22 protein-coding genes are annotated in these 21,316 nt (G+C 32.9%); 10 read left to right on the top strand and 12 right to left on the bottom strand.

Going from position 1 to position 21,316, the window contains the following annotated elements:
• Positions 1-8: 8 nt before the first annotated feature.
• Positions 9-200 (bottom strand): cbb3-type cytochrome oxidase assembly protein CcoS, encoded by a 192-nt coding sequence (gene ccoS, locus ACNQGB_RS05005; protein ID WP_417943787.1) that lies wholly within the window; start codon positions 198-200, stop codon positions 9-11.
• A 117-nt stretch (positions 201-317) separates the two neighbouring features.
• Positions 318-2,765 carry a heavy metal translocating P-type ATPase gene (locus ACNQGB_RS05000; protein ID WP_417943786.1) on the bottom strand — a complete coding sequence of 816 codons (2,448 nt, stop codon included), beginning with the start codon at positions 2,763-2,765 and terminating at the stop codon, positions 318-320.
• Positions 2,766-2,874: 109 nt separating this feature from the next.
• Here ACNQGB_RS05000 and ACNQGB_RS04995 point away from each other — a divergent pair, with 109 nt between their 5' ends.
• The gene (locus ACNQGB_RS04995) at positions 2,875-3,555 is read left to right on the top strand and encodes a Crp/Fnr family transcriptional regulator (protein ID WP_417943785.1); all 681 of its coding nucleotides are present in this window, start codon (positions 2,875-2,877) and stop codon (positions 3,553-3,555) included.
• 5 nt (positions 3,556-3,560) lie between these two features.
• Here the strand turns inward: ACNQGB_RS04995 and ACNQGB_RS04990 are convergent, their stop codons facing one another.
• The 4 genes from ACNQGB_RS04990 to def form a co-directional block, all read right to left on the bottom strand.
• Positions 3,561-5,015, bottom strand: a complete 1,455-nt coding sequence (locus ACNQGB_RS04990) for an APC family permease (protein ID WP_417943784.1) — start codon at positions 5,013-5,015, stop codon at positions 3,561-3,563.
• A 92-nt stretch (positions 5,016-5,107) separates the two neighbouring features.
• Positions 5,108-5,881, bottom strand: coding sequence for a nucleoside triphosphate pyrophosphohydrolase (gene mazG / locus ACNQGB_RS04985; RefSeq protein ID WP_417943783.1), 774 nt, complete (start codon positions 5,879-5,881; stop codon positions 5,108-5,110).
• A gap of 80 nt (positions 5,882-5,961) precedes the next feature.
• Entirely contained in the window at positions 5,962-6,444 is a 483-nt protein-coding gene (locus tag ACNQGB_RS04980; protein WP_417943782.1) for a DUF5606 family protein, read from the bottom strand.
• 87 nt (positions 6,445-6,531) lie between these two features.
• Complete coding sequence (gene def / locus ACNQGB_RS04975; RefSeq protein ID WP_417943781.1) at positions 6,532-7,119, bottom strand: peptide deformylase; 588 nt, start codon at positions 7,117-7,119, stop codon at positions 6,532-6,534.
• A 194-nt stretch (positions 7,120-7,313) separates the two neighbouring features.
• Here def and ACNQGB_RS04970 point away from each other — a divergent pair, with 194 nt between their 5' ends.
• The gene (locus ACNQGB_RS04970; RefSeq protein WP_417943780.1) at positions 7,314-9,530 is read left to right on the top strand and encodes an FUSC family protein; all 2,217 of its coding nucleotides are present in this window, start codon (positions 7,314-7,316) and stop codon (positions 9,528-9,530) included.
• A 59-nt stretch (positions 9,531-9,589) separates the two neighbouring features.
• Here ACNQGB_RS04970 and ACNQGB_RS04965 read toward each other — a convergent pair whose 3' ends face one another.
• The 3 genes from ACNQGB_RS04965 to ACNQGB_RS04955 form a co-directional block, all read right to left on the bottom strand.
• Entirely contained in the window at positions 9,590-11,086 is a 1,497-nt protein-coding gene (locus ACNQGB_RS04965) for a malate:quinone oxidoreductase (protein WP_417943779.1), read from the bottom strand.
• A 119-nt stretch (positions 11,087-11,205) separates the two neighbouring features.
• A complete protein-coding gene (gene ruvX, locus ACNQGB_RS04960; RefSeq protein ID WP_309759683.1) occupies positions 11,206-11,622 on the bottom strand; it encodes a Holliday junction resolvase RuvX in 417 nt (138 codons plus the stop codon).
• 68 nt (positions 11,623-11,690) lie between these two features.
• A complete protein-coding gene (locus ACNQGB_RS04955) occupies positions 11,691-12,278 on the bottom strand; it encodes a hypothetical protein (RefSeq protein ID WP_417943778.1) in 588 nt (195 codons plus the stop codon).
• A gap of 295 nt (positions 12,279-12,573) precedes the next feature.
• Here ACNQGB_RS04955 and ACNQGB_RS04950 point away from each other — a divergent pair, with 295 nt between their 5' ends.
• Positions 12,574-13,389, top strand: a complete 816-nt coding sequence (locus tag ACNQGB_RS04950) for a 2,3,4,5-tetrahydropyridine-2,6-dicarboxylate N-succinyltransferase (RefSeq protein ID WP_417943777.1) — start codon at positions 12,574-12,576, stop codon at positions 13,387-13,389.
• A 46-nt stretch (positions 13,390-13,435) separates the two neighbouring features.
• Here ACNQGB_RS04950 and ACNQGB_RS04945 read toward each other — a convergent pair whose 3' ends face one another.
• A complete protein-coding gene (locus ACNQGB_RS04945; protein WP_417943776.1) occupies positions 13,436-14,191 on the bottom strand; it encodes a lipopolysaccharide kinase InaA family protein in 756 nt (251 codons plus the stop codon).
• A 64-nt stretch (positions 14,192-14,255) separates the two neighbouring features.
• Here ACNQGB_RS04945 and ACNQGB_RS04940 point away from each other — a divergent pair, with 64 nt between their 5' ends.
• Positions 14,256-15,317, top strand: coding sequence for a glycosyltransferase family 9 protein (locus ACNQGB_RS04940; protein WP_417943775.1), 1,062 nt, complete (start codon positions 14,256-14,258; stop codon positions 15,315-15,317).
• A gap of 29 nt (positions 15,318-15,346) precedes the next feature.
• Here the strand turns inward: ACNQGB_RS04940 and ACNQGB_RS04935 are convergent, their stop codons facing one another.
• Positions 15,347-16,165: a glycosyltransferase family 2 protein gene (locus tag ACNQGB_RS04935; RefSeq protein ID WP_417943774.1), complete on the bottom strand. Its 819-nt coding sequence runs from the start codon at positions 16,163-16,165 to the stop codon at positions 15,347-15,349.
• Positions 16,166-16,219: 54 nt separating this feature from the next.
• Between ACNQGB_RS04935 and ACNQGB_RS04930 the strand changes: the two genes are divergently transcribed.
• Positions 16,220-16,957, top strand: coding sequence for a glycosyltransferase family 2 protein (locus ACNQGB_RS04930; RefSeq protein WP_417943773.1), 738 nt, complete (start codon positions 16,220-16,222; stop codon positions 16,955-16,957).
• Here the strand turns inward: ACNQGB_RS04930 and ACNQGB_RS04925 are convergent.
• The gene (locus ACNQGB_RS04925) at positions 16,949-17,659 is read right to left on the bottom strand and encodes a polysaccharide deacetylase family protein (protein ID WP_417943772.1); all 711 of its coding nucleotides are present in this window, start codon (positions 17,657-17,659) and stop codon (positions 16,949-16,951) included. The two genes, ACNQGB_RS04930 and ACNQGB_RS04925, sit on opposite strands and share 9 nt — an antisense overlap.
• A gap of 75 nt (positions 17,660-17,734) precedes the next feature.
• Between ACNQGB_RS04925 and ACNQGB_RS04920 the strand changes: the two genes are divergently transcribed.
• The 5 genes from ACNQGB_RS04920 (at position 17,735) to ACNQGB_RS04900 (ending at position 21,270) form a co-directional block, all read left to right on the top strand.
• Positions 17,735-18,490, top strand: a complete 756-nt coding sequence (locus ACNQGB_RS04920; protein WP_417943771.1) for a glycosyltransferase family 2 protein — start codon at positions 17,735-17,737, stop codon at positions 18,488-18,490.
• 24 nt (positions 18,491-18,514) lie between these two features.
• Complete coding sequence (locus tag ACNQGB_RS04915) at positions 18,515-19,447, top strand: glycosyltransferase family 2 protein (protein ID WP_417943770.1); 933 nt, start codon at positions 18,515-18,517, stop codon at positions 19,445-19,447.
• A 100-nt stretch (positions 19,448-19,547) separates the two neighbouring features.
• Positions 19,548-20,372: a glycosyltransferase family 2 protein gene (locus ACNQGB_RS04910; RefSeq protein ID WP_417943769.1), complete on the top strand. Its 825-nt coding sequence runs from the start codon at positions 19,548-19,550 to the stop codon at positions 20,370-20,372.
• Complete coding sequence (locus tag ACNQGB_RS04905; RefSeq protein ID WP_417943768.1) at positions 20,369-20,932, top strand: L-threonylcarbamoyladenylate synthase; 564 nt, start codon at positions 20,369-20,371, stop codon at positions 20,930-20,932. Before ACNQGB_RS04910 ends, ACNQGB_RS04905 begins: the two co-directional genes overlap by 4 nt.
• 38 nt (positions 20,933-20,970) lie before the next feature.
• Positions 20,971-21,270 (top strand): GxxExxY protein, encoded by a 300-nt coding sequence (locus ACNQGB_RS04900; protein ID WP_417943767.1) that lies wholly within the window; start codon positions 20,971-20,973, stop codon positions 21,268-21,270.
• Positions 21,271-21,316 lie beyond the last annotated feature (46 nt).

Here is a 21,316-nt window from a genome sequence, read left to right as displayed (position 1 = left end):
GTTGAATATCACGAAGTCTTCTCACTTTTGACTTTTGGTTTTTCAACTTTCGGCTGTATTAACTCATCGTCAAATAACATTCTGACAGATGGCGTATAATCGTCGTCGTATTGACCGGTTTTTACTGCCCTTATAAAAGCAATAAAAAAACCAATGGCAACAATTATACTAATGGAGATTAATAAATAAATGACACTCATACCTTAATTTGTGTTAACAAAGTTACTTTTACGTTTTTGAGTAAAATATGACATTTGTCATACTTGATGATATCTGTTAAATCTATCTGATTGCACACCTCAAAAACGTATACAATTCTATTTTTTATTTGCATAATAACTACTCATCACCGTTACAAAACTTACGATGGTTATTGTACTCAAAGGCATTATAATAGCTGCAACCAGAGGCAGTAGATTCCCAGTTATAGCAAATGATAATCCAACAACATTGTACAATAAAGAAAGTGCAAAACTCATTTTTATAGTCTTTATTGAATTCTTCGATAATTTCAAGAAATAATTCAATTTTTGAAACTCGCTGGCATCCAAAATAGCATCACAAGCAGGTGAAAAAACATTGACATTCTCAGAAATAGAGATTCCTACATTGCTTTGCGCTAAAGCCCCGGCATCATTCAATCCATCTCCTACCATCATTACATTTTTGCCGTTTTCCTGTAATTTTTTAATAAATTCTAATTTTTGTTCCGGTTTCTGATTGAAAATTAACTCCATGCCTTTCGGCAAAAGTTGTTCTAGAGTAGCGCGTTCGCCTTCATTATCACCTGATAAAACCATGATTTGATAGGTATTGCTTAAATTTTTGAAAAGATTTTCAAGTCCTTCTCTATATTGATTATTGAAAATAAATTTTCCGTAATACAAATCATTTATCTTTATGTGAACCGAGGTATTCCCCTCCCCTCCCGACGCTACGGGACTCACCAAAGGAGATGGAGACAAAACTGATAATGGCGGAGTACAAAATTCTAATGAACCTATTTGAATTATATTCCCTTCTATTTTTACTTTAATTCCTTTCCCTGTAATCTCTTCAAAATCATCAATTTTTAATCTTTTCATTTCAGGTAAAAAGTCATAGAGCATTCTACTCAATGGATGGTTTGATCCACGAAGTGCGTTTTTTATCAATATTAAATTTGTATCTGTCTCTACTGTTTTTTGCTCCCCTCCTTCGGAGGGGTTGGGGGAGGATTCATAAGAAATTTTCGATTTTTTATTGGTCGTAATCGTTCCTGTTTTATCAAAAACAATGGCATCTACCTTCGCCAATTGTTCAATAACCAAAGCATTTTTGAGATAGAATTTCTGTTTTCCTAAAATTCGCAAAACATTCCCAAAAGTAAATGGTGCCGTCAATGCTAAAGCACAAGGACAAGCAACAATAAGCACTGCCGTAAACACATTGAAAGCGATATTCGCATCAATAAAAATCCAATAGCCAAATCCTGCAAAAGCAATCAATAATAAAATAGGTGTAAAATAACGGCTAATGCTATCCGTAATCGTTTTGTGTTTTTGCTCTACATTTTTTTGGAACACATCATTACTCCATAATTGCGTTAGATAACTTTGGGAAACAGCATGTAAAACTTCCATTTCAATTACTTTTCCTATATGTTTTCCTCCTGCAAAAACTTTGTCTCCAGATTGTTTAGCAATAGGAATCGCTTCTCCGGTTACAAAACTATAATCGATTTCTGCATTTTCCGAAATTAGAATGCCATCAACGGGAATGAGTTCTTGATTTCTGATGAGTAATCGATCACCTTTTTCAACGTCGTAAATCGCCACACTTTCTTCTGATAAATCCGAATTGATTTTGGTAATTGCTATCGGAAAATAGGATTTAAAATCCCTTTCGAAACTCAAAAAACTATAGGTTTTGATTTGGAACATTTTCCCTAAAAGCATAAAGAAAATTAATCCGGTTAAGCTGTCGAAAAAACCAGAACCATAATCCATGACGATATCAAACGTACTTCGCACAAACATCACCACGATTCCCAATGCAATAGGAATATCAATATTGAGCATTTTAGTTCTGATACTTTTATACGCAGAAACATAATAACCACTCGCCGAATAAAAGAAACTTGGTAACGCTAAAGTAAAAATCAACCAGCGGAAAAAGCCACGGTATTGGTCTAACCAAAATTCTTTTACTTCAAAATATTCTGGAAACGACAGCAACATAATATTCCCAAAACAAAAGAAAGCAACGCCTAGTTTATAAGTCAAACTTCTATCTACTTCATCACTTCCCGTTTCATAATTTTCTAAACTAATGTAGGGTTCATAACCAATAGAACTCAATAAATAAACAATCGTTTTGATAGAAACAACTTCTGGATTGAAGGTGATTCGGACTCTTTTTTCTGGAAAATTTACCTGTGAAGTGCTTATTCCTTCCTGAAGACGCTGTAGATTTTCCAGAATCCAAATACACGAGCTGCAATGAATATGTGGAATACTAAGTGAAATAATTGCGGTTGAATTTTCTTGAAATTCCAATAATTTGGATGCAATACTCTCATTGTCTAAAAAATCATATTTACCAGTACTATCTTGCGGGGTTGCTCCAGGGGATTTTTCAAAATCATAATAACACGTCAAATCATTCAGACTGAAAATTTCGTAGACCGTTTTGCAACCGTTACAACAGAAATTTTTAGCATCAAAAATAATTTCGTCTTCTTTAGTAATGTCTAACCCACAATGGAAACAGTTTTGTGTGTCCATAACTCTGCTCATTTTACCTAGAGCAAAGTACTTAAACGATTGTTAAATAAAACATGACATTTATCATATTAATGAGTTAGTTTTGTTCTGTAAATAAATCATAAGCAATATGAGCAAATGCGAACAATGTATCGTCAGAGAATTTAGCTCTTTAAAAGCCTTAACTAAAGATGAATTATTAAAACTTTCTAGCTGTAAAACATCCCATATTATCAAAAAGGGAGAAGTTATCTTTGAGGAAGGTGAGAATGTGAATGGTATCTACTGTATCAAGGATGGTGTGTGCAAACTAACCAAATTGAGTGCAAACGGCAAAGACCATATTGTAAAATTAGTTACTAAAGGAGAATTACTAGGACAACGCTCGATGATTAGTGATGAACCGGTAAACTTGAGTGCCGTAGCTCTAGAAGATATGCAGGTTTGTTTTATTCCAAAGTCGGAAGTGATGGGGTACTTTGACAAAAACAATCAGTTTTCGATGAATGTGATGAAAAGTATTTGTGGAGATCTAAAAGAAGCCGATGATCACATGGTGAATTTGGCCCAAAAAACAGTCAAAGAAAGGTTAGCCGAAACGCTGCTTTATCTAAATAATACTTTTGGAAAAAACAAAGATAATTCTTTGAAAATACAACTTTCAAGAGAAGAATTAGCCAGTATAATTGGCACTGCCACTGAAAGTTGTATCCGTTTACTCTCCGATTTTAAAAAATTAGGTTTGATAGAATTGACAGGCAAAAAAATTATTTTAAAAGATATCAATGCGCTAAAAAAACTAGCAGAATAGCTCCATTAATTTTGCTCTTTCTTATTCATTACAAAATAGTACACCGGTATACCAAGTGCAACTATACACAATCCTAATCCCGTATTGAACGTATCATAAATCAATAATGTGAAGCAAATTGCTACTGTTACTACAATATAAAGTGCAGGCACAAATGGATAACCAAAAGCTTTGTAAGGCCTATCCGCATTAGGTTCTTTTTTTCTAAGAATAAATACGCCCAAAATAGTTAGGATATAAAACAACAACGATGCAAAAGTTGCGTACGTTAATAAATCCCCAAATTTTCCTGAAATACAAAGCACACAAGCCCAAATACACTGCACCCAAAGCGCTTTGGCTGGAACCTGATTTTTATTTAACTCCGTAGCTTGTTTAAAGAACAACCCATCTTTTGCCATAGCAAAAAACAATCTTCCTCCTGAAAGAATTAATCCGCTATTACATCCAAAAGTGGAAACCATGATTAGCGCAGCCATCACAAAAACCCCTACATTTCCCATAATCATGCTTGCAGCTGCCGCGCCTACTCTATCATTACTGGCAAACATGATTCCGTTACTGGCAATATCTGCAGCGTTTGGAGTTCCTTGCATAGGTAATAAAGCCAAATACGCAATATTCGCTAAAACGTATATAACTGTTACTATCAATGTTCCTAGAAATAAACTGCGAGGAATATTCTTTTTAGGTTCTTTAATTTCTCCAGCAATAAAAGTAACGTTATTCCAAGCATCACTAGAAAATAACGAGTTGATAATCGTTGCTCCTGCAGCACCCAAAATTGCCATTCCTGCTAATTTTGTAACTGTAATTGTTCCATCAGCATTTACGACCGTTTTGCTGGCTTCCCACATATTTGCAAAATTATTGGACAATACATCCGTTTGTAAACCAACATACAATCCCAAAACAATCAATGCAAAAAGTGCAATTAGTTTAGCCGAAGTGAAAATCAATTGAACCGTTTTCCCGCTCTCAACTCCTTTGGTATTGATGTACGTTAGCAAAATTATACTGAAGATAGCCAATACTTTTTGGTACGAAAAAACAAAACTAGTACCAACAGTAAAGAGCGTTTGATCTAAAACAGGAAAGAAGATGGCGGCATAATTTGCAAAAGTTACTGCAATTGCAGCAATAACACCCGTTTGAATTACCGTAAAAACGGTCCAGCCGTATAAGAATGAAACTAATCTGCCGTAAGCACGCTGAATGTAAACGAATTGCCCGCCTGCATTAGGCATCATTCCTGCCAATTCGCCATAACTTAGGGCTGCGGCGACTGTAATTAATCCTGTCACTACCCAAATGACCAATAACCAAGCAGCGGAGCCAATATCCCTAGCCATTGCTGATGTTACAATAAAAATTCCAGATCCTATCATGGAACCAGCTACTAAACTTGTGGCATCTATTAATCCTAAGGAACGTTTTAACTCGGTTTTATTTTCTGACATGGGTAAATTAATTATTTAAAAAAGGATACTAATCTCGAAATATCGAGACTGAAATCTGAGCACTGATTACTATAAAAACTGAACACTGAAAACTATAATTTCTTCGCTTCTTCCCAAAAAATATCCATTTCTGCAAGAGTCATATCCATTAAGGGTTTTCCTAAATCTCCCGCTTTACTTTCTAGATATTGAAAGCGTTTGATGAATTTTTTATTTGTACGTTCAAGGGCGTCCTCTGGATTAACATTGAGAAAACGAGCATAATTGATCATCGAAAATAAAACATCCCCAAACTCAGCTTCAATTTTATCTTGATCACCTGCTTCAACCTCAACTTGTAATTCTTCTAATTCCTCTTGGACCTTATCCCAAACCTGATGTGGTTCCTCCCAATCAAATCCCACTCCTTCTACTTTATCCTGAATTCGGCTGGCTTTGACTAAGGCCGGTAAACTTTTTGGAACACCTTCTAAAACTGATTTCTTACCTTCCTTCAACTTTAATTTCTCCCAGTTTTGCTTTACTTCCTCTTCATCTTTCACTACAACATCACTATAAATATGCGGATGACGATGAATTAGTTTATCACAAATTTCATTGCAAACATCAGCCATATCAAAATCGCTCGTTTCGCTTCCTATCTTAGCATAAAAAACAATATGCAATAGCAAATCTCCCAGCTCTTTTTTGACTTCATTTAAATCATTGTCCAAAATGGCATCACCCAATTCATAGGTTTCTTCTATGGTAAGATGACGCAACGTTTGCATGGTTTGCTTCTTATCCCACGGACATTTTTCACGCAAATCATCCATAATGTCCAATAATCTTTCGAAAGCTTGCAACTGGTTTTGTCTTGAATTCATTAGAAAATGTTTTTGGTAAAAATAAAAAAATCCTGTTCAGAAAATAGCTGAACAGGATATAATATTATTTTTAAGTAGTATTACTCTTTTTTTGCTTTTACTTTTTTAGCTGGAGCTTTAGTTTCTGGAATTGTTACTTCTTCTTCAGAAGTTGCTGTAGTTTCAGCTGCAACTGGCGCTTCATCTACAATTAACCCTTTTGCTTGCAACATATTGTACCAATTTAGGATTTTTTTTATGTCTGAAGGATATACTCTTTCTTCATCATAATCTGCTAAAATTTCCTTGAAATAAGCAGTTAATTTTCCGTTTTCCTCTTTATGAGAAATTGCTTGTTCTTTATTTTCTTTATCTGCAATTGTTTGCATGATTTCAGCTAAAGGTTTCTCGCCTTCATAGGTATAAACTGAAATCTCAGATAGTAAGCTTACATTACTTTTTAAGTTTACTGTTATTTTTTTTCCGTCTAATAACGACTCTGCTACAAACCCAGTACGTGTTTGCACTTTTAATACATATAAACCTGGTTTACCAGAAATGGCTAATATTTTTTCTAAATTCATGTTTTGTGTAATTATTATTAAGAATTTGACTTATTCGTTTTTCATTTAGAAACAAATTTCATACCAAAATTGAGTACTAAAATTGTTCTATCTTCCTTTTTTAGCAAAAAATTTCATTCGGTACTCTTGAAAAGTTTTCCCTTCTAAGATGTTTTTTAATTTCTTTTGATTCAATCTTTTTTTCAATGAGGAAATCTTATCGGTGAATAATATTCCTTCAATATGATCATATTCATGTTGGATTACTCTGGCTATTAATCCGTCAAAAACTTCCGTTTTAGTCACAAAATCTTCCTCACAGTATTCAATTGTAATTGTTGGATTTCTGTATACATCCTCTCTTACATCAGGTATACTTAAACAACCTTCATTAAAGCTCCATTCTTCTCCTTCTTCTTTTATCATTTTAGCATTGATAAAAGTTCTTTTGAATCCCTTTAATGCTTTTTGCTCGGTATCATTTAATTCTTCATCATCGCTAAACGGCGTAGTATCGATTACAAATAATCGCAACGCTAATCCTACTTGAGGTGCGGCAAGTCCGACACCATAAGCATTGTACATCGTTTCGTACATATTAGCAATCGTTTCTTTCAAATTAGGATGTTCTGGTGAAAGCACCTCCCCTACTTTTCTTAAAACTGGATCACCGTAACCTATAATTGGTAAAATCATTGTTTTTGTATTAAGTATTATCTACTGTAATTAGGAAAAAGATCCCATTAATTCAGTTTGCAAAAATAGTAAAAAATTAGACATTGCGTGAGCCTCTGTTAATTATTAGCTAATATTTAAAATTTAAGCAAAAAGAGCGCAACAGATCCTTTGCATCGTTCGTACAAACCTTACCTTTGTACCAATACAAATATATGCTTTACAAAATCCAAAAAATTATCGACAGCACCAATTTTACTAGTGCTTTAAAAGTTACATTAGCGGCAGTTATCCCTGTTCTATTATTCACTTTCTATGGTAATTTTCAAATGGGTTTTGCTATGGCTCTGGGTTCAATTTTTGCATATCCAAGTGATATTCCTAGTAGTATTCAACATAAAATAAAAGGCATTGTAGTTACTGCTTTTTTAGTATCGGGACTCCATTTACTGGTTAATCTCGTTTATCCTTTTCCCTTTATTTTTTATCCTTTTTTAGCGGTTTTAATCTTCCTTATTGCCATGCTGTCGGTATATGGGCAAAGAGCCAACATGGTTTCATTTTCCTGTTTGATTGCCGTTTCATTAGCATTTGCGAGTATCAGCACGGGTTGGTCAATGGTCATACACTCAGGTTTAATTCTTTCAGGTGGGCTGTTCTATTTACTTATTTCGATTATTTTTCAGTATCTAAGACCGCATCGCTATGTTGAATTACAGATTGCTGATTGTATAAAACTTACCGCTAAATATTTAAAACTTCGAGGCGATTTATGGACTGTAACTGCCGATAGAAAAGCTATTATCGAGAAGCAACTACATCTTCAAGTAGAGCTTAATACCATACATCAAAGCATAAGAGAAGTTTTAGTCAGCGGACAAGGTACTTCAGGATCTTCCAATCAAAACCGAAAAATGCTACTTGTTTTTATCTCATTGGTAGAGATTTTAGAATTGGCTTTATCTACAGCATTTGATCATAATACGTTACATCAAAAATTCGATGACCATCCGAAAGTGTTGCGCTCCTATCAAAACTTAGCCTATTCACTTGCGACTAGTCTAAAACAATTATCAAAAAGTGTCAAAAAAAGCACGACATACATTTATAAGTCTACTTTGTTGCATGATATGCATGCCTTACAACTTTCAATAGCAGCTTATGAAAATGAATTAGGGAAACAAAATGCTTCCGAAGGCGTTTTTATGTTGACAACAATGCTACAATATGCTGAAAAACAAGTAGAAAAGATTAAAATTGTAGAGCGTGCGTTCTCTCCTAGTTTTAGCGCACATGATTGGAAAGGAATTGACAAGGATCTTGAAAAATTCCTCAATCCGCAATACTATCCATTAAGTACTTTAACCCAAAATCTTAGTTTTTCATCTACGATTTTTAGATATTCCATGCGATTAACCATAACCTTAATGACGGGGTTTATTATTGGTAAATTTGTATCATTCCACAATGAATATTGGATATTATTGACCATAATTGTAATCATGAGACCGGGTTATGGCTTGACGAAGGAGCGATCTTTTCATCGTTTAATTGGCACTGTGTTGGGAGGCATACTCGCATTTGGAATCCTTTACCTTGTAGACGATAAGAGCATTATTGGTGTTTTTTCTATTGCTTGCATGCTATTGGGATTTTATTTTACGCAAGTCAATTACAAAATAAGTGCCACATTTGTCACCATGTATGTTGTATTTATTTATGGAATCATTACACCAAATATTAGTGATTTAGTGCAGTATCGAATTCTGGACACAGTGGTAGGAGCAGTTTTGGCATTTGTTGCAAACCATTTTTTATGGCCTTCCTGGGAATTTCTAAATGTGCGAATACATCTAGAAAAAGCAATCAAAGCCAATCAAATTTATCTTAAAGAAATAGCTGCTTTTTATAATAAAAAAGGAAGTATTTCGACTTCCTACCGTTTGGCGCGCAAGAATGCCTTTATTGAAATAGGTAATTTAATGGCTTCTTTTCAACGTATGACACAAGAACCCAAATCGAAGCAAAAACAATTACCACAAGTGTACAAACTGGCTGTTTTAAATCATTCGTTACTTTCGTCTTTAGCGTCATTGGGAACTTACATCCAATCACACAAAACGACAACAGCTTCTGAAGCATTTAATGTAGTTGTTGATACTGCTATTAAAAAACTTGACAATGCCATTTTTCTTTTGAATGAAAATAACGCAAAGCTTCAAGAAAATATTTTAATGGAAGACTTGGAAATCCGATTTACAGAACTAAAAAATATTCGTGAAAAGGAATTGAAGCAGGGAATTGCAATTGATGAAGAGGCGTTTCAATTAAAAATGCAAGAAGCTCAATTAGTGATAGAGCAGTTGATGTGGCTGACGAACCTCTCAGAAAACATTGTAAAAAACATCAAAATATTATTAAAAACTTCATAAAAAAAGCGCTGAAAATAGATACATCTATTATTCAGCGCCTGTAAATTACTATTGAATCTCTAATTGTTTAGTTTTAAAACGGTCGCCGTATTTTGTCTTATTTCATCTAATAAAGCAGGATTATCATTTAAAGTCTGTCCGTATGATGGAATCATTAGTTTTAATTTTTCCTGCCATTCAGGAGTTTCAATATCATCCTTAAAACATCTTGTAATTAAGTCCAACATAATCGATACTGCTGTTGATGCACCAGGAGAAGCACCCAACAAAACCGATAAAGAGCCGTCAGCAGTGGTAATCACTTCTGTGCCAAACTCTAATATACCGCCTTCTTTTTCATCCTTTTTTATTACTTGTACGCGTTGACCAGCTCGTTCTAATACCCAATCTTTGGATCTTGCACCAGGCACATATTCGCGTAAAGCATTGATACGATCCTTAGGCGACTGACGCACTTGATCTATCAAATATTTAGTAAGTGGGATATTTTTTATACCCGCAGCAATCATCGGGATAATGTTATCGGGCTTTATAGATAAAGGTAAATCAGAATAGGAACCATTTTTTAGAAAGCGAGTAGAAAAACCAGCAAAAGGTCCAAATAACAACTGTTTTTCTCCATTTATCATTCTGGAATCGATATGTGGAACTGACATTGGCGGAGCACCAACACTTGCTTTTCCGTATACTTTTACTTTGTGTTTGGCAATAACGTCAGGATTTGTACATTTTAACCATTGCCCACTTACCGGAAAACCTCCATAGCCTTTTCCTTCTGGAACATTGGCTTTCTCTAACAAAGGTAAAGAACCACCACCTGCACCTATAAATACGAATTTGGTATATGCCTTTCTTTTTATTCCAGTTGCCAAATCAGTGATTTTTATACGCCACAATTTATCTTCACCCTGTTTCAGTTTTTGAACTTCGCAATTAAAATGCATCGTTACACCTTCTAAATTGGCCAAATAAGTGAAAATATTTCGGGTTAGCTCACCAAAATTCACATCAGTTCCAATTGTCATTGAGGTCGCTGCTACTCTATCTGTTTCAGTTCTACCCTCCATGACTAGAGGCATCCATTCTTTTAATTGATTGAAATCTGTACTGAAAACCATCTGTTTAAAAAGTGGATTTGCCTGCAAAACTTCAAAACGTGTTTTAAGATAATCGACATTTTTTTCGCCCCAAACAAAACTTAGGTGCGGAATACTTTTGATAAAATTTTCAGGTGCGGAAACTTTATTTTGCTGTACTAAGTAGGCCCAAAATTGTCTTGAAACTTCAAAAGATTCAGCAATACTGATCGCTTTTTTGGGATCAATACTACCATCATACCCTTCTGGAGTATAATTGAGTTCACAAAAAGCAGAATGACCGGTTCCAGCATTATTCCATGCATCAGAACTCTCGGCAGCGGCCATGGCTAATCTTTCGTATATTTCAATTTTAATATCTGGTTGTAACTCTTTTAGGATTAAGCCAAGAGTGGCGCTCATAATTCCAGCACCTATCAAAACTACATCACTTTGCGAACGAATGGTTGTATCAGGCATAACAAAAATTTAAGGCGCAAAGATACTTTATATCTATAAAAAAAGTATAACAATTTATTGTTAAAAAGTAAGGAATTGTAATGTAAGCTCAACCGAACCAAATGGATAACAATTAGATTCTAAAAAGGCTTCCGATTCAAATAATCTTGCAACATTATAGTTGCTGAAATTTCGTCAATAAGTCCTTTATCTTGACGCTTTTTTTTACTGAGGCCACTATCGATCATCGTTTGGAAAGCCATTTTTGAAGTAAAGCGCTCATCAACGCGAATGACTTTCATCTCAGGAAAATGGTTCGAAAAATGGGTTACAAATCCTTTTATGATAGAAGCACTTTCGGATGGTTCTCCGTTCATTTGTTTGGGTTCTCCAATAAGTACTGCTTCTACTTTTTCTTTGGCAAAATAATCTTTCAAAAAAGCAATCGCGGTTGGAGAAGGAATGGTTGTTAGTCCTGAAGCTATAATTTGCATTTCATCAGTAACGGCTATTCCGGTTCGTTTTTGTCCGTAATCTATGGAGAGAATTCTTGGCATATTACAATATAAAAACTTAGTACTAAAATAAAGGTTAACTGATTAAAATGCTAAGATAAAGTTATTATTTAATTAGATAATTTTTGGTTAAAAATATTTCTTATTTTAACAATTTCAGAAGTGTTAACATCAATCAAGATTGGCTTTTTATTTTTATAAAACTGAAAACTAAGTGTATTAATATTTTTAAATTCTAGCAGCTCCTCTTCATTATAATTCAATTCAAATTGATGCAGTAAACGAGAATCACTTTGGAAACCTGTAACAATTTCGACTTTTTTATCCTCATTGTCTTTAATAGACTCGGTTTCAGTTTTAGTTTCTGTATTTATACTTTGACTATAATTTTTGATCGTTTTACAGTAAATTCTATCATTTATCTTTACATAAACCAAGCTGTCTATTTTACCGAAATCTTGAATTGTAAAAAAATTAAAAAAAGAACTAAATGTATCAGATTCTTTCTTTTTTTCTAGAACAAAATCATTATTTACATAATAGATTTCACGGTTGTTTTTGATGAAATACCGTTGTTTATAAGAGACTATAATGGTGTTTTTAATAGTATCTGTTTGTCTATAGATGCCATTTGAAGAATAAAGACCACAACTTTGAAAAATAAATAGTAGAATTCCAATTAGTATAATTTTTTTCATAAATATAACTTTTTTAAAAAAGGTAGTAACACATACAATGCCAAAACATCAAAATTACTTTACAAATTTTATTCTATTTAAGATTTTAGTTCATTTTCATTACTATAAATCTTTTTAAACTAAATATAATTCATCCTAAATGACCGAACTCTATAATTATAAAGTTTGGGTTTTAATGCTGGTCCGAAATTCTATTCGAATGCCTTCGATAATTTAGAAATATATAACATTTTCAATCACTTTTGCGTTTTTGCTTTTAGCTAAAAATCTTATCTTTGCCAAAAATCTATCAAAAATGAATCCATTACAAACAATTATAGAACAAGCTTGGGAAAACCGTGCTTTGTTGCAAGAAACGACAACAACTGATGCTATCAGAGAAGTTATCGAATTATTAGACACCGGGAAATTACGTGTTGCGGAGCCAGTTGGTGAAGGATGGCAAGTAAACGAATGGGTGAAAAAAGCGGTCGTTATGTACTTCCCTATTCAAAAAATGGAAACATTGGAATCTGGAATTTTTGAATACCACGATAAAATGTTATTAAAGAGAGGCTATGCCGAGAAAGGAATTCGCGTTGTTCCAAACGCTGTTGCGCGTTACGGAGCTTACATTTCAAGTGGTGTGATTTTGATGCCTAGCTATGTAAATATTGGTGCATATGTTGACGAAGGAACTATGGTAGACACATGGGCAACTGTAGGAAGCTGTGCTCAAATCGGTAAAAATGTACACTTAAGTGGTGGTGTTGGTATCGGTGGTGTTCTTGAACCTTTACAAGCTGCTCCAGTAATTATTGAAGATGGTGCTTTTATTGGATCTCGTTGTATCGTTGTTGAAGGTGTTCATGTGGGTAAAGAAGCCGTTCTAGGTGCCAATGTTTGTTTAACAGCCTCAACAAAAATTATTGATGTAACCGGAGAAACGCCTGTTGAAATGAAAGGATATGTTCCTGCACGTTCAGTTGTGATACCAGGGAGTTATACCAAATCTTTTCCAGCTGGAGATTTTCAAGTACCCTGCGCATTAATTATTGGTACACGCAAACCATCAACTGATTTAAAAACTTCCTTGAATAATGCGCTTCGAGAATATGACGTAGCGGTTTAATTTGGTATTAATATATTAAAAGTCTCAATTAAAAATTGGGACTTTTTTATTTGCCTATTTTTCTTTTCAAGTATTTCTTTTTAGTAATTTTTCGCTTGAATGAGGTTGTTGTTTTTAAAAGTATTTTATGCAATTTTTCTTCAGGGTGTTGGCTTAATTTTGAATAAGTACTAGCCACTATTTTTACCATTGTTTTAGACAACCACATTTTCTTAAAATTATCAATTCGTGCTTCAATGGACAGATTTTCAAATTTCATTCGGTTTAAATCAACTAAATAAAAATCATATTTCCCTTCACTTTTCTTTACAATCAAAGTATTACCGGGAGAATGATCTAAAAAATTAATACTGGCTTCATGCATCCTGAAGGTAAATTCTGTGAACTGCTCTAAAATATTCTTTCGGTCGGGAAATAAGGGATTGTGTATCAATTCTCTGATTGTAAAATCATATTCGACTTGGTCACATATATAATAACTTTCTGATAAAAAACCGAAGCGATTTCGGTTTTCAACATAAGCAATCGGAGCAGGAGTAGCAATATTATGTACCAATAAATAATTAGCATAATCAAAAGAACGTTTAGCTTTTGTGCTCCTAAAAAAAGAATAGATAATTGATTTAAAAAGATTTGGTTTGGCAAAATATTTAATGTTAACTCTTTTTCCGTCTAAATCGTTGGATTTTATTGTGTTTCTTGCACCTTTTACAATTAAATCTCCTTCATTAAAAAAAGTCGCAACTAATTGAAGAATAGAATTTTTCTGATTTTTAAAATCGGGATGAAGAATAACTTGCACTATGTTTTATTTAAATTTGGTTTAAAAGTATAAAAAATAGTACTTTGTACCTAGAAATAATTTTATGAAAAAAGTTTTAATCATACAAAATAAGCGCATTGGCGATGTTTTGATTAGTTCCGTAATAGCAAATAACTTTAAGGCAAAATACCCAAACAGTACGGTTCATTTTTTGGCATACGATTTTACCCATGGTGTAATCCTAAACAATCCAAATATTGATAAAATTATCTCAATTAACGATAAAGAGCTAAAGAAACTACCCGTTTTATTTCGATTAATTCGCCAAATCAGAAACGAAAAATATGATATTATTTTTGATCCCTACTCCAAAACACAGAGTAAACTAATCTGTAAATTTTCTGGAGCCAAACAAACTATTGGTCATAAAAGCAGAAAAAAACTAGGAAACTGGGGCTATTATACCCATCCTGTAGCTATTTCGAAAGAGAAAACAAAAATTTGTGGTAAGGCTATCGAAGATCGGATTCATTTGTTAAACCAATCGGGCAATTATGAACCTATAGATTATGAACCTAAAATATTTTTAACTGACAACGAGAAAAATGAAGCTAACTTAGAGTTGCATTCAAATAAAAAAGTAGTTGTAGTAGGTATATTAGGAAGTACACCCCAAAAATCTATGCCCTACGAATATGTTGCAGAAATGGTTGATTTTATAGCCACAAACTACAATGTATCTATATTGTTTAACTATGCGCCTAACCAAAAAGAAGAAGCACAAAAAATTTACAATCTTTGCCAAAATAAGGCGGATATCATTTTTGATATTAAAGCTAAAAACATACGTGATTTTATCAAAATCATGGATAAATCCGATGTTTTAGTAGCCAATGAAGGAGGAACGGTACATATTGCCAAAGCATTGAATAAACCTAGTTTTACCATTTTCTCACCTTATGTCAATAAAGATCATTGGGCAAGTTTCGAGGACGGAAAATTTCATCATTCAGTTCATTTACTCGAAATAAAACCAAACCTATTTGATGAGTTTACTTTTGAAGAACGCAAGAAAATCGAGAAAAATCCTGATGCATTATACCAGCAACTTACACCAGAGTTAGTTCTACCAGAATTAGACCTCTTTTTAAAAAATAATTTATAGCAAAAAAGCAACTCCAAGAGTTGCTTTTTTTATTTTTTTCGGATACCAAAATCAGTCCATTTTTTCTTTTCCACTTTTGTTTCTTTACGAATGTTTCTGTTCTTGTTTATCGATTCTTCAGTGGCATATCCACGAGGATGATCCAGATGCAAACAAACTGTACTGTACCTTATCTGCTTTGGCTTAATGCCATAATTTACTAATCGTTCCCCCAATTCTCTGTCTTGTCCGCCGTACTGCATTCGTTCATCAAAACCATTAATAGCGAGAATATCTTTTTTCCAACCTGATGCGTTGTGGCCATTCCAACTTGGAGTTGTAGGGGTCAAGAAATTTAGAATACTACTTTTTAAACCTGTAGCATTAATTTTATTGTTTTTAAATGAAGATTTCATTCCGTGTTTTCTTAACCAAGAAACATCAAAACACAAATCAGCAAAAATATCAGATTTGCTAATATCCTTAGATAATTGTAAGGGTAATTTATGATAACCACCAGATAGAAAATAGCCTTCTTCTCTAAATTTTATATGTTGTTCAACAAAATCTGGACGTGGAATACAATCGCCATCAGACATCATAATGTAATCTGTGGTGCAAGCTACAATTGCTTTATTTAAAATTTGGGATTTCTGAAAACCATTGTCTTCATGCCAAACATGAACTATGGGATAAAAAACTTCTTTTTTCAATTCTTCAATTAAATCGAAGGTATCCTGTCGAGAACCATCGTCAGCTATGACCATTTCAAAATTGCGATAGGTTTGCGTATTGTAGCCCCAAATTACTTTTTTAAGCCATTCGGTCGAATTGTATGTGCTTATAATTACTGAAATATTCTTCTGCATAATGCTGCAAAGGTAACGCAAATTTGTTAATTTTGTTTTTCTTAAAAAGAAATAATGAGTACACTTTCGGTCATAATTCCTACCTATAATGAGATTAATTATATTGAAGACGCTATAAAATCGATCGATTTTGCTGATCAAATTATTGTAATTGATTCTTTCAGCACTGATGGTACAAGGGAAAAAGTAATCGCATTAGGCTGTACTTTGCTTGAACGTAAATTTGACAACTTTTCGAATCAAAAAAATCATGCCATCTCATCAGCATCGGGAGATTGGATATTATTTTTGGATGGTGATGAACGTGTAACTCAAAAGCTCAAGCTAGAAATTCTATCCGTAATCGAGGAGGGCAAGCATGCTGGTTATAAAATTTGTTTTCCCCATTTTTATATGAATCGTTTTTTATACCACAAAGTAGACAAAGTTGTTCGTTTGGTAAAAAATAAAAACATTTATTTCACAGGAGATGTTCATGAAAAATTACACGTAGAAGGAAGTATTGGAATACTAAAAAATTTTATGATTCATTACACCTACAAAGGATTAACAAATTTATTACAGAAAAAAGATTCTTATGCTTGGTTTCAAGCAAAAACATCTTTTGATAAGGGGAAAAAAGCAACCTACTTTCATCTGATATTCAAACCTTTTTACCGCTTTTTTTCGTCCTATATTTTAAAAAGAGGTTTTATGGATGGAATTCCAGGTTTGGCTCTCGCAAGCGTGAATGCTTATGGTGTTTTTTCTCGCTATGCAAAAATAATTTTAATCGAAAAAGGTCTAAAATAATTTCAGTTTTCCAAAGCGTAATTTTAATTTAAATTGCAGTAAGCTGTCCTCGCCTTTCACATCAATTCGCATAATTTCATACCTATTTTTAAACGGAAATTTATTGACTTTATTTCCAATGCGTAATCCCATTTTGATATTATTGTTTTCTAATATAGTTTTGAAATTTGCATTTTTTGGATTCTTTTTTGGAAAATTACCGTAAGGATAAGCTAGTGCATGGTATACTTTCAGATCATTTTGTTCGATAATCTGAAAACATTTTTCGAAATCTTCATTAATTTCAGCAGCTGACATTGAATCGTATTTGCCATGAGCATAAGAATGCAAACCCAATTCTATTCTAGGACTAAGGCTTTTTAGGTCTTGAACCGACATGATTTTTTCTTTTCCTTGATTCCATAAATCAGCTTTACCAATGTATTGAAATGGAATGAAGAAAGTAGCTTTCAAATTGTATTTTTCGAGTAAAGGATAAGCATAAAAAAGCTGATTTTCAGTCACATCATCAAAAGTTAACACTACGCTTTTTGGCGGAATGGTTGACAGCGATTCTAATTCTGAAAGATGAAAGGAAACGAAATTATTCTCCATTAAATAGCGAAATTGATTATCTAATTTTTGAATAGAAATGGTAAGACCATTACTTTCTAATTCCTTTTGGGAAACATTATGATACATTAAAATAGGTAATTGCGCCATTTGCTTTTTTTGTAAAAATACAGTTGTAAATTTATTACATTTGCCTCGTTCATGCCTCATCCTAAAGAAAAAAATTTGAAACCTAAAATAACTGCATTGGCAATCACTTTGAATGATGAAGAGAACGTAAAAAAATATGTTCAAAGTTTATCTTTTGCTGATGAAATTATATTTATTGATAGCTATAGTACTGATGCGACAACAGCCCTTGCAAAAGAACTTGGAGTTACCGTAATTCAAAGAGTTTTTGATGATTTTGCAACACAACGTAACTTTGCACTACAGCAATCCAATAACGACTGGGTTCTCTTTTTTGATTTAGATGAGAATGTCACTCCAGAACTTGCTGAAGAAATTCAAATGACAATTAGCTCTGGAAATATTTTTTCAGCATATTATTTGAAAAGTAATTTCCATTTTATGGGAAAACAGATGAAATTTGGAGGTTGCAACTCCAAAAAATCGATTCGGATTTTTAAGAAGCAATCATGCCATTATAACGAAAGTTTAGTACACGAAAAACTTATTACACAAGGAAAAACCGATGTTTTAAAAAATCATAGTAATCATTACGCTTACAAAAATTTTGACGCCTATAATGAGAAACTAAATTTGTTTAGTAAGCTAGAGGCACAAGAACTTTATCAAAAAAAAACAAGACCTAATGCCTATCATTTCTTCCTTCGCCCAATAGTTTTTTTTATAAAAAACTATATTGTGAAATTAGGATTTCTAGATGGGAAAGAAGGATTTATTTTAGCCTATTTACATTCTTTCGCCGTGCTTAAACGCTATTTATTACTATGGCTTATGTATCGAAAAATATACTAATCAATTAAATTAATAAACAAAAAAATGTTTGAAATTGCAGCGATAATAATCAACTACAACTCCAGTAGACTTACTCAAGAATGTATAGAAAGCATTATTAAAAATACATCAGACGCTATCAATTTTCAAATTATTGTTGTTGATAATTGCTCTGAAAAAGAAGACTTTTTAAAACTAAAACACTTTTGTGATACGCTTACTTGGCCACATTTACAACTTGTAAGAAGTAAAATAAATACAGGTTTTGGAGCAGGGAACATGTTGGGAGTTCATTATGCATCGGCGAACCATCTAGCTTTTATTAACAATGATACCGTTTTTTTAAACGATTGTTTGAGCATTTTATGGAACGCACTTAAAAACGATACATCAGTAGCAATTGTTGGCGGGCAATCCTTTAAAGAAGATGGAAAAAGAATGCAAGCATTTGACCATTTTACATCGCTCACTAAAGAATTATTTGGTAGAGATTTTCTAGAAAAAATTAACCCAAAAAAATATCCCAAGAGAAAAGCGGAATACCTTACACCTACAAAAGTCAACTATGTGCAAGGAAGCTTTATGATGGTTAATACTGTTGATTTTAATTTAGTTGGAGGATTTGATACTGCTATTTTTCTATACTATGAAGAAACAGATTTGTGCAGAAGACTAGAAAAAATTAATAAAAGTTGTTTTTTGATTCCCGAGGCAAGATACATACATTACCACGGTGCTAGTACAACACCTTCTATTCATATTAAAATTGAATTGAAAATTTCGATGTTATATGTGCTGAGAAAGCACTCGAATTATTTGAATTATAAATTTTTAATAACCCATCTCCAAATTCAATATTTTTTTAAGAGCTTTTTCAAACCAAGATATTGGGCTTTATTTAAAGTATTAATAGTTGGAGCGCCTCTGTCTAAATCGTTAAAAATTAAGCAGAAATTACAAAACATTGAATTGTTTTAAAATTTTAATGTGCAATTACTTGTAGCAAAAATCTAAAGAAATAAGAAAATCATATCCAGTAAAAAAATAAATTATTTAAGAAACAATTGGTCACACAACAATGAAATCATTCCCAAAAATATCAATAGTAATCCCTTGCTTTAATAACGACAATACGATTATCGAAACAATCGAATCTGTCATGAAACAAGTGTACTCATCCATAGAAATGATTATCGTAAATGATGGATCAACTGACAACAGCGAAAAAGTAATTACTAGTTATATCGAAAGTAAAAAAATTACCAATATTACTTTGATTAATCAAGCCAATGCAGGACCATCAAAATCAAGAAACAATGGTGCTCAGATTGCAGCAGGCACCTACTTGATGTTCTTGGATGCGGATGATCTCTTGGCTCCAACTTACATCGATTCTTGTATTGCAAATTTAGAACGTGATAAAAATCTAAATATAGTTTATACCGAAGGTGAATATTTTGGCGCAAAAACAGGAAAATGGAATCTACCAAATTTTAGTATTCCAAATTTTTTAGAAGCAAATTGTATTCCAATTTCAGCTGTCATACGAAACGAAGTCTTTAAAAAGGTAGGTGGTTTTGATGAAAAATTAGGATACACAGAAGATTGGGACCTATGGATCCGAATCGTTCAAGAAGTGGGAGGCGTATATAAAATCGATCAACCACTATTCTTTTACAGAAAAAGATTCGATAAAAGCTCTATTACGGACAATAGTAAAAACCTAGGACAACAATCAACCATATACATTTACAACAAAAACTACTCTTTTTTTGCTGCAAACGGTTATGATATCGAAACCCTATTACAGTCAAAAGACAGCAATGGAAAGTATAAAAAAAAATATTACAATGTGTGGTACAGGAAACTATTTTATAAATTAAGGAACAAATCAAACAAATGATCAACACAGAAGTACACAATGCTTACGAAATAATAAAAGAAGGCGGAATTATTTTGTACCCTACAGATACCGTTTGGGGAATTGGTTGTGATGCCACAAATGCTGAGGCGGTGGCCAAGATCTACAAACTGAAACAAAGAGCAGAAACCCAAAGCATGATCGTCTTGATGAATGGCGAAAAAATGATGTATAATGTTTTTAAAGATATCCCAGAAGTGGCTTGGCAAATCATTGATTTATCTGAAAACCCAACCACTCTAATTTTAGATAATCCTAGAAATGTAGCTCCAAATATCATATCCGCAGATAAATCTCTTGGAATTCGGATTGTCAAGGAACCTTTTTGCTTTAAATTAATGGAAAAAATGAAAAAACCATTAGTCTCAACATCGGCAAATATCTCTGGAAAACCCACGCCCATTGCCTTTAAAGATATTAGTCCCGAAATTATAAAAGGTGTGGACTATGTTGTAAATTTGCATCGTGAAAAAATTGGAGGAAAACCTTCTACGATTATAAAATTGAGTTCAGACAGTCAGGTTAAAATTATTCGGAAATAAAAGTTTTTCACCGCTAATTCGCTAATTTAATTTTAGAAATGGATGACTTAATTTATAAAGAAGAATGTTATAAAATTGTTGGACTATTGTATGAAGTACACAAAAATTTAGGAAAAGGTTTTTCAGAAATCGTATATAAAGATGCTCTAGAATTTGAATTTAACGAAAATAATATTCATTATGAGAGGGAAAAAGAATATTCTGTTAACTATAAAAATTCCATCTTAAAACATAAATTTTATGCAGATTTTATAATTCTTGACAAAATAATTCTTGAAATAAAAACTGTCGAATGTTTTAACAATAGCCATTACAATCAGTGTTTAAATTATTTATAAATTTTTGGAAACAAACTTGCCATACTAGTTAATTTTAACTTGACCT

Source organism: Flavobacterium frigidum (assembly GCF_048286795.2).
The sequence above is the reverse complement of the archived record's forward strand: the minus strand, read 5'-3'. Positions and strand labels throughout refer to the sequence as shown.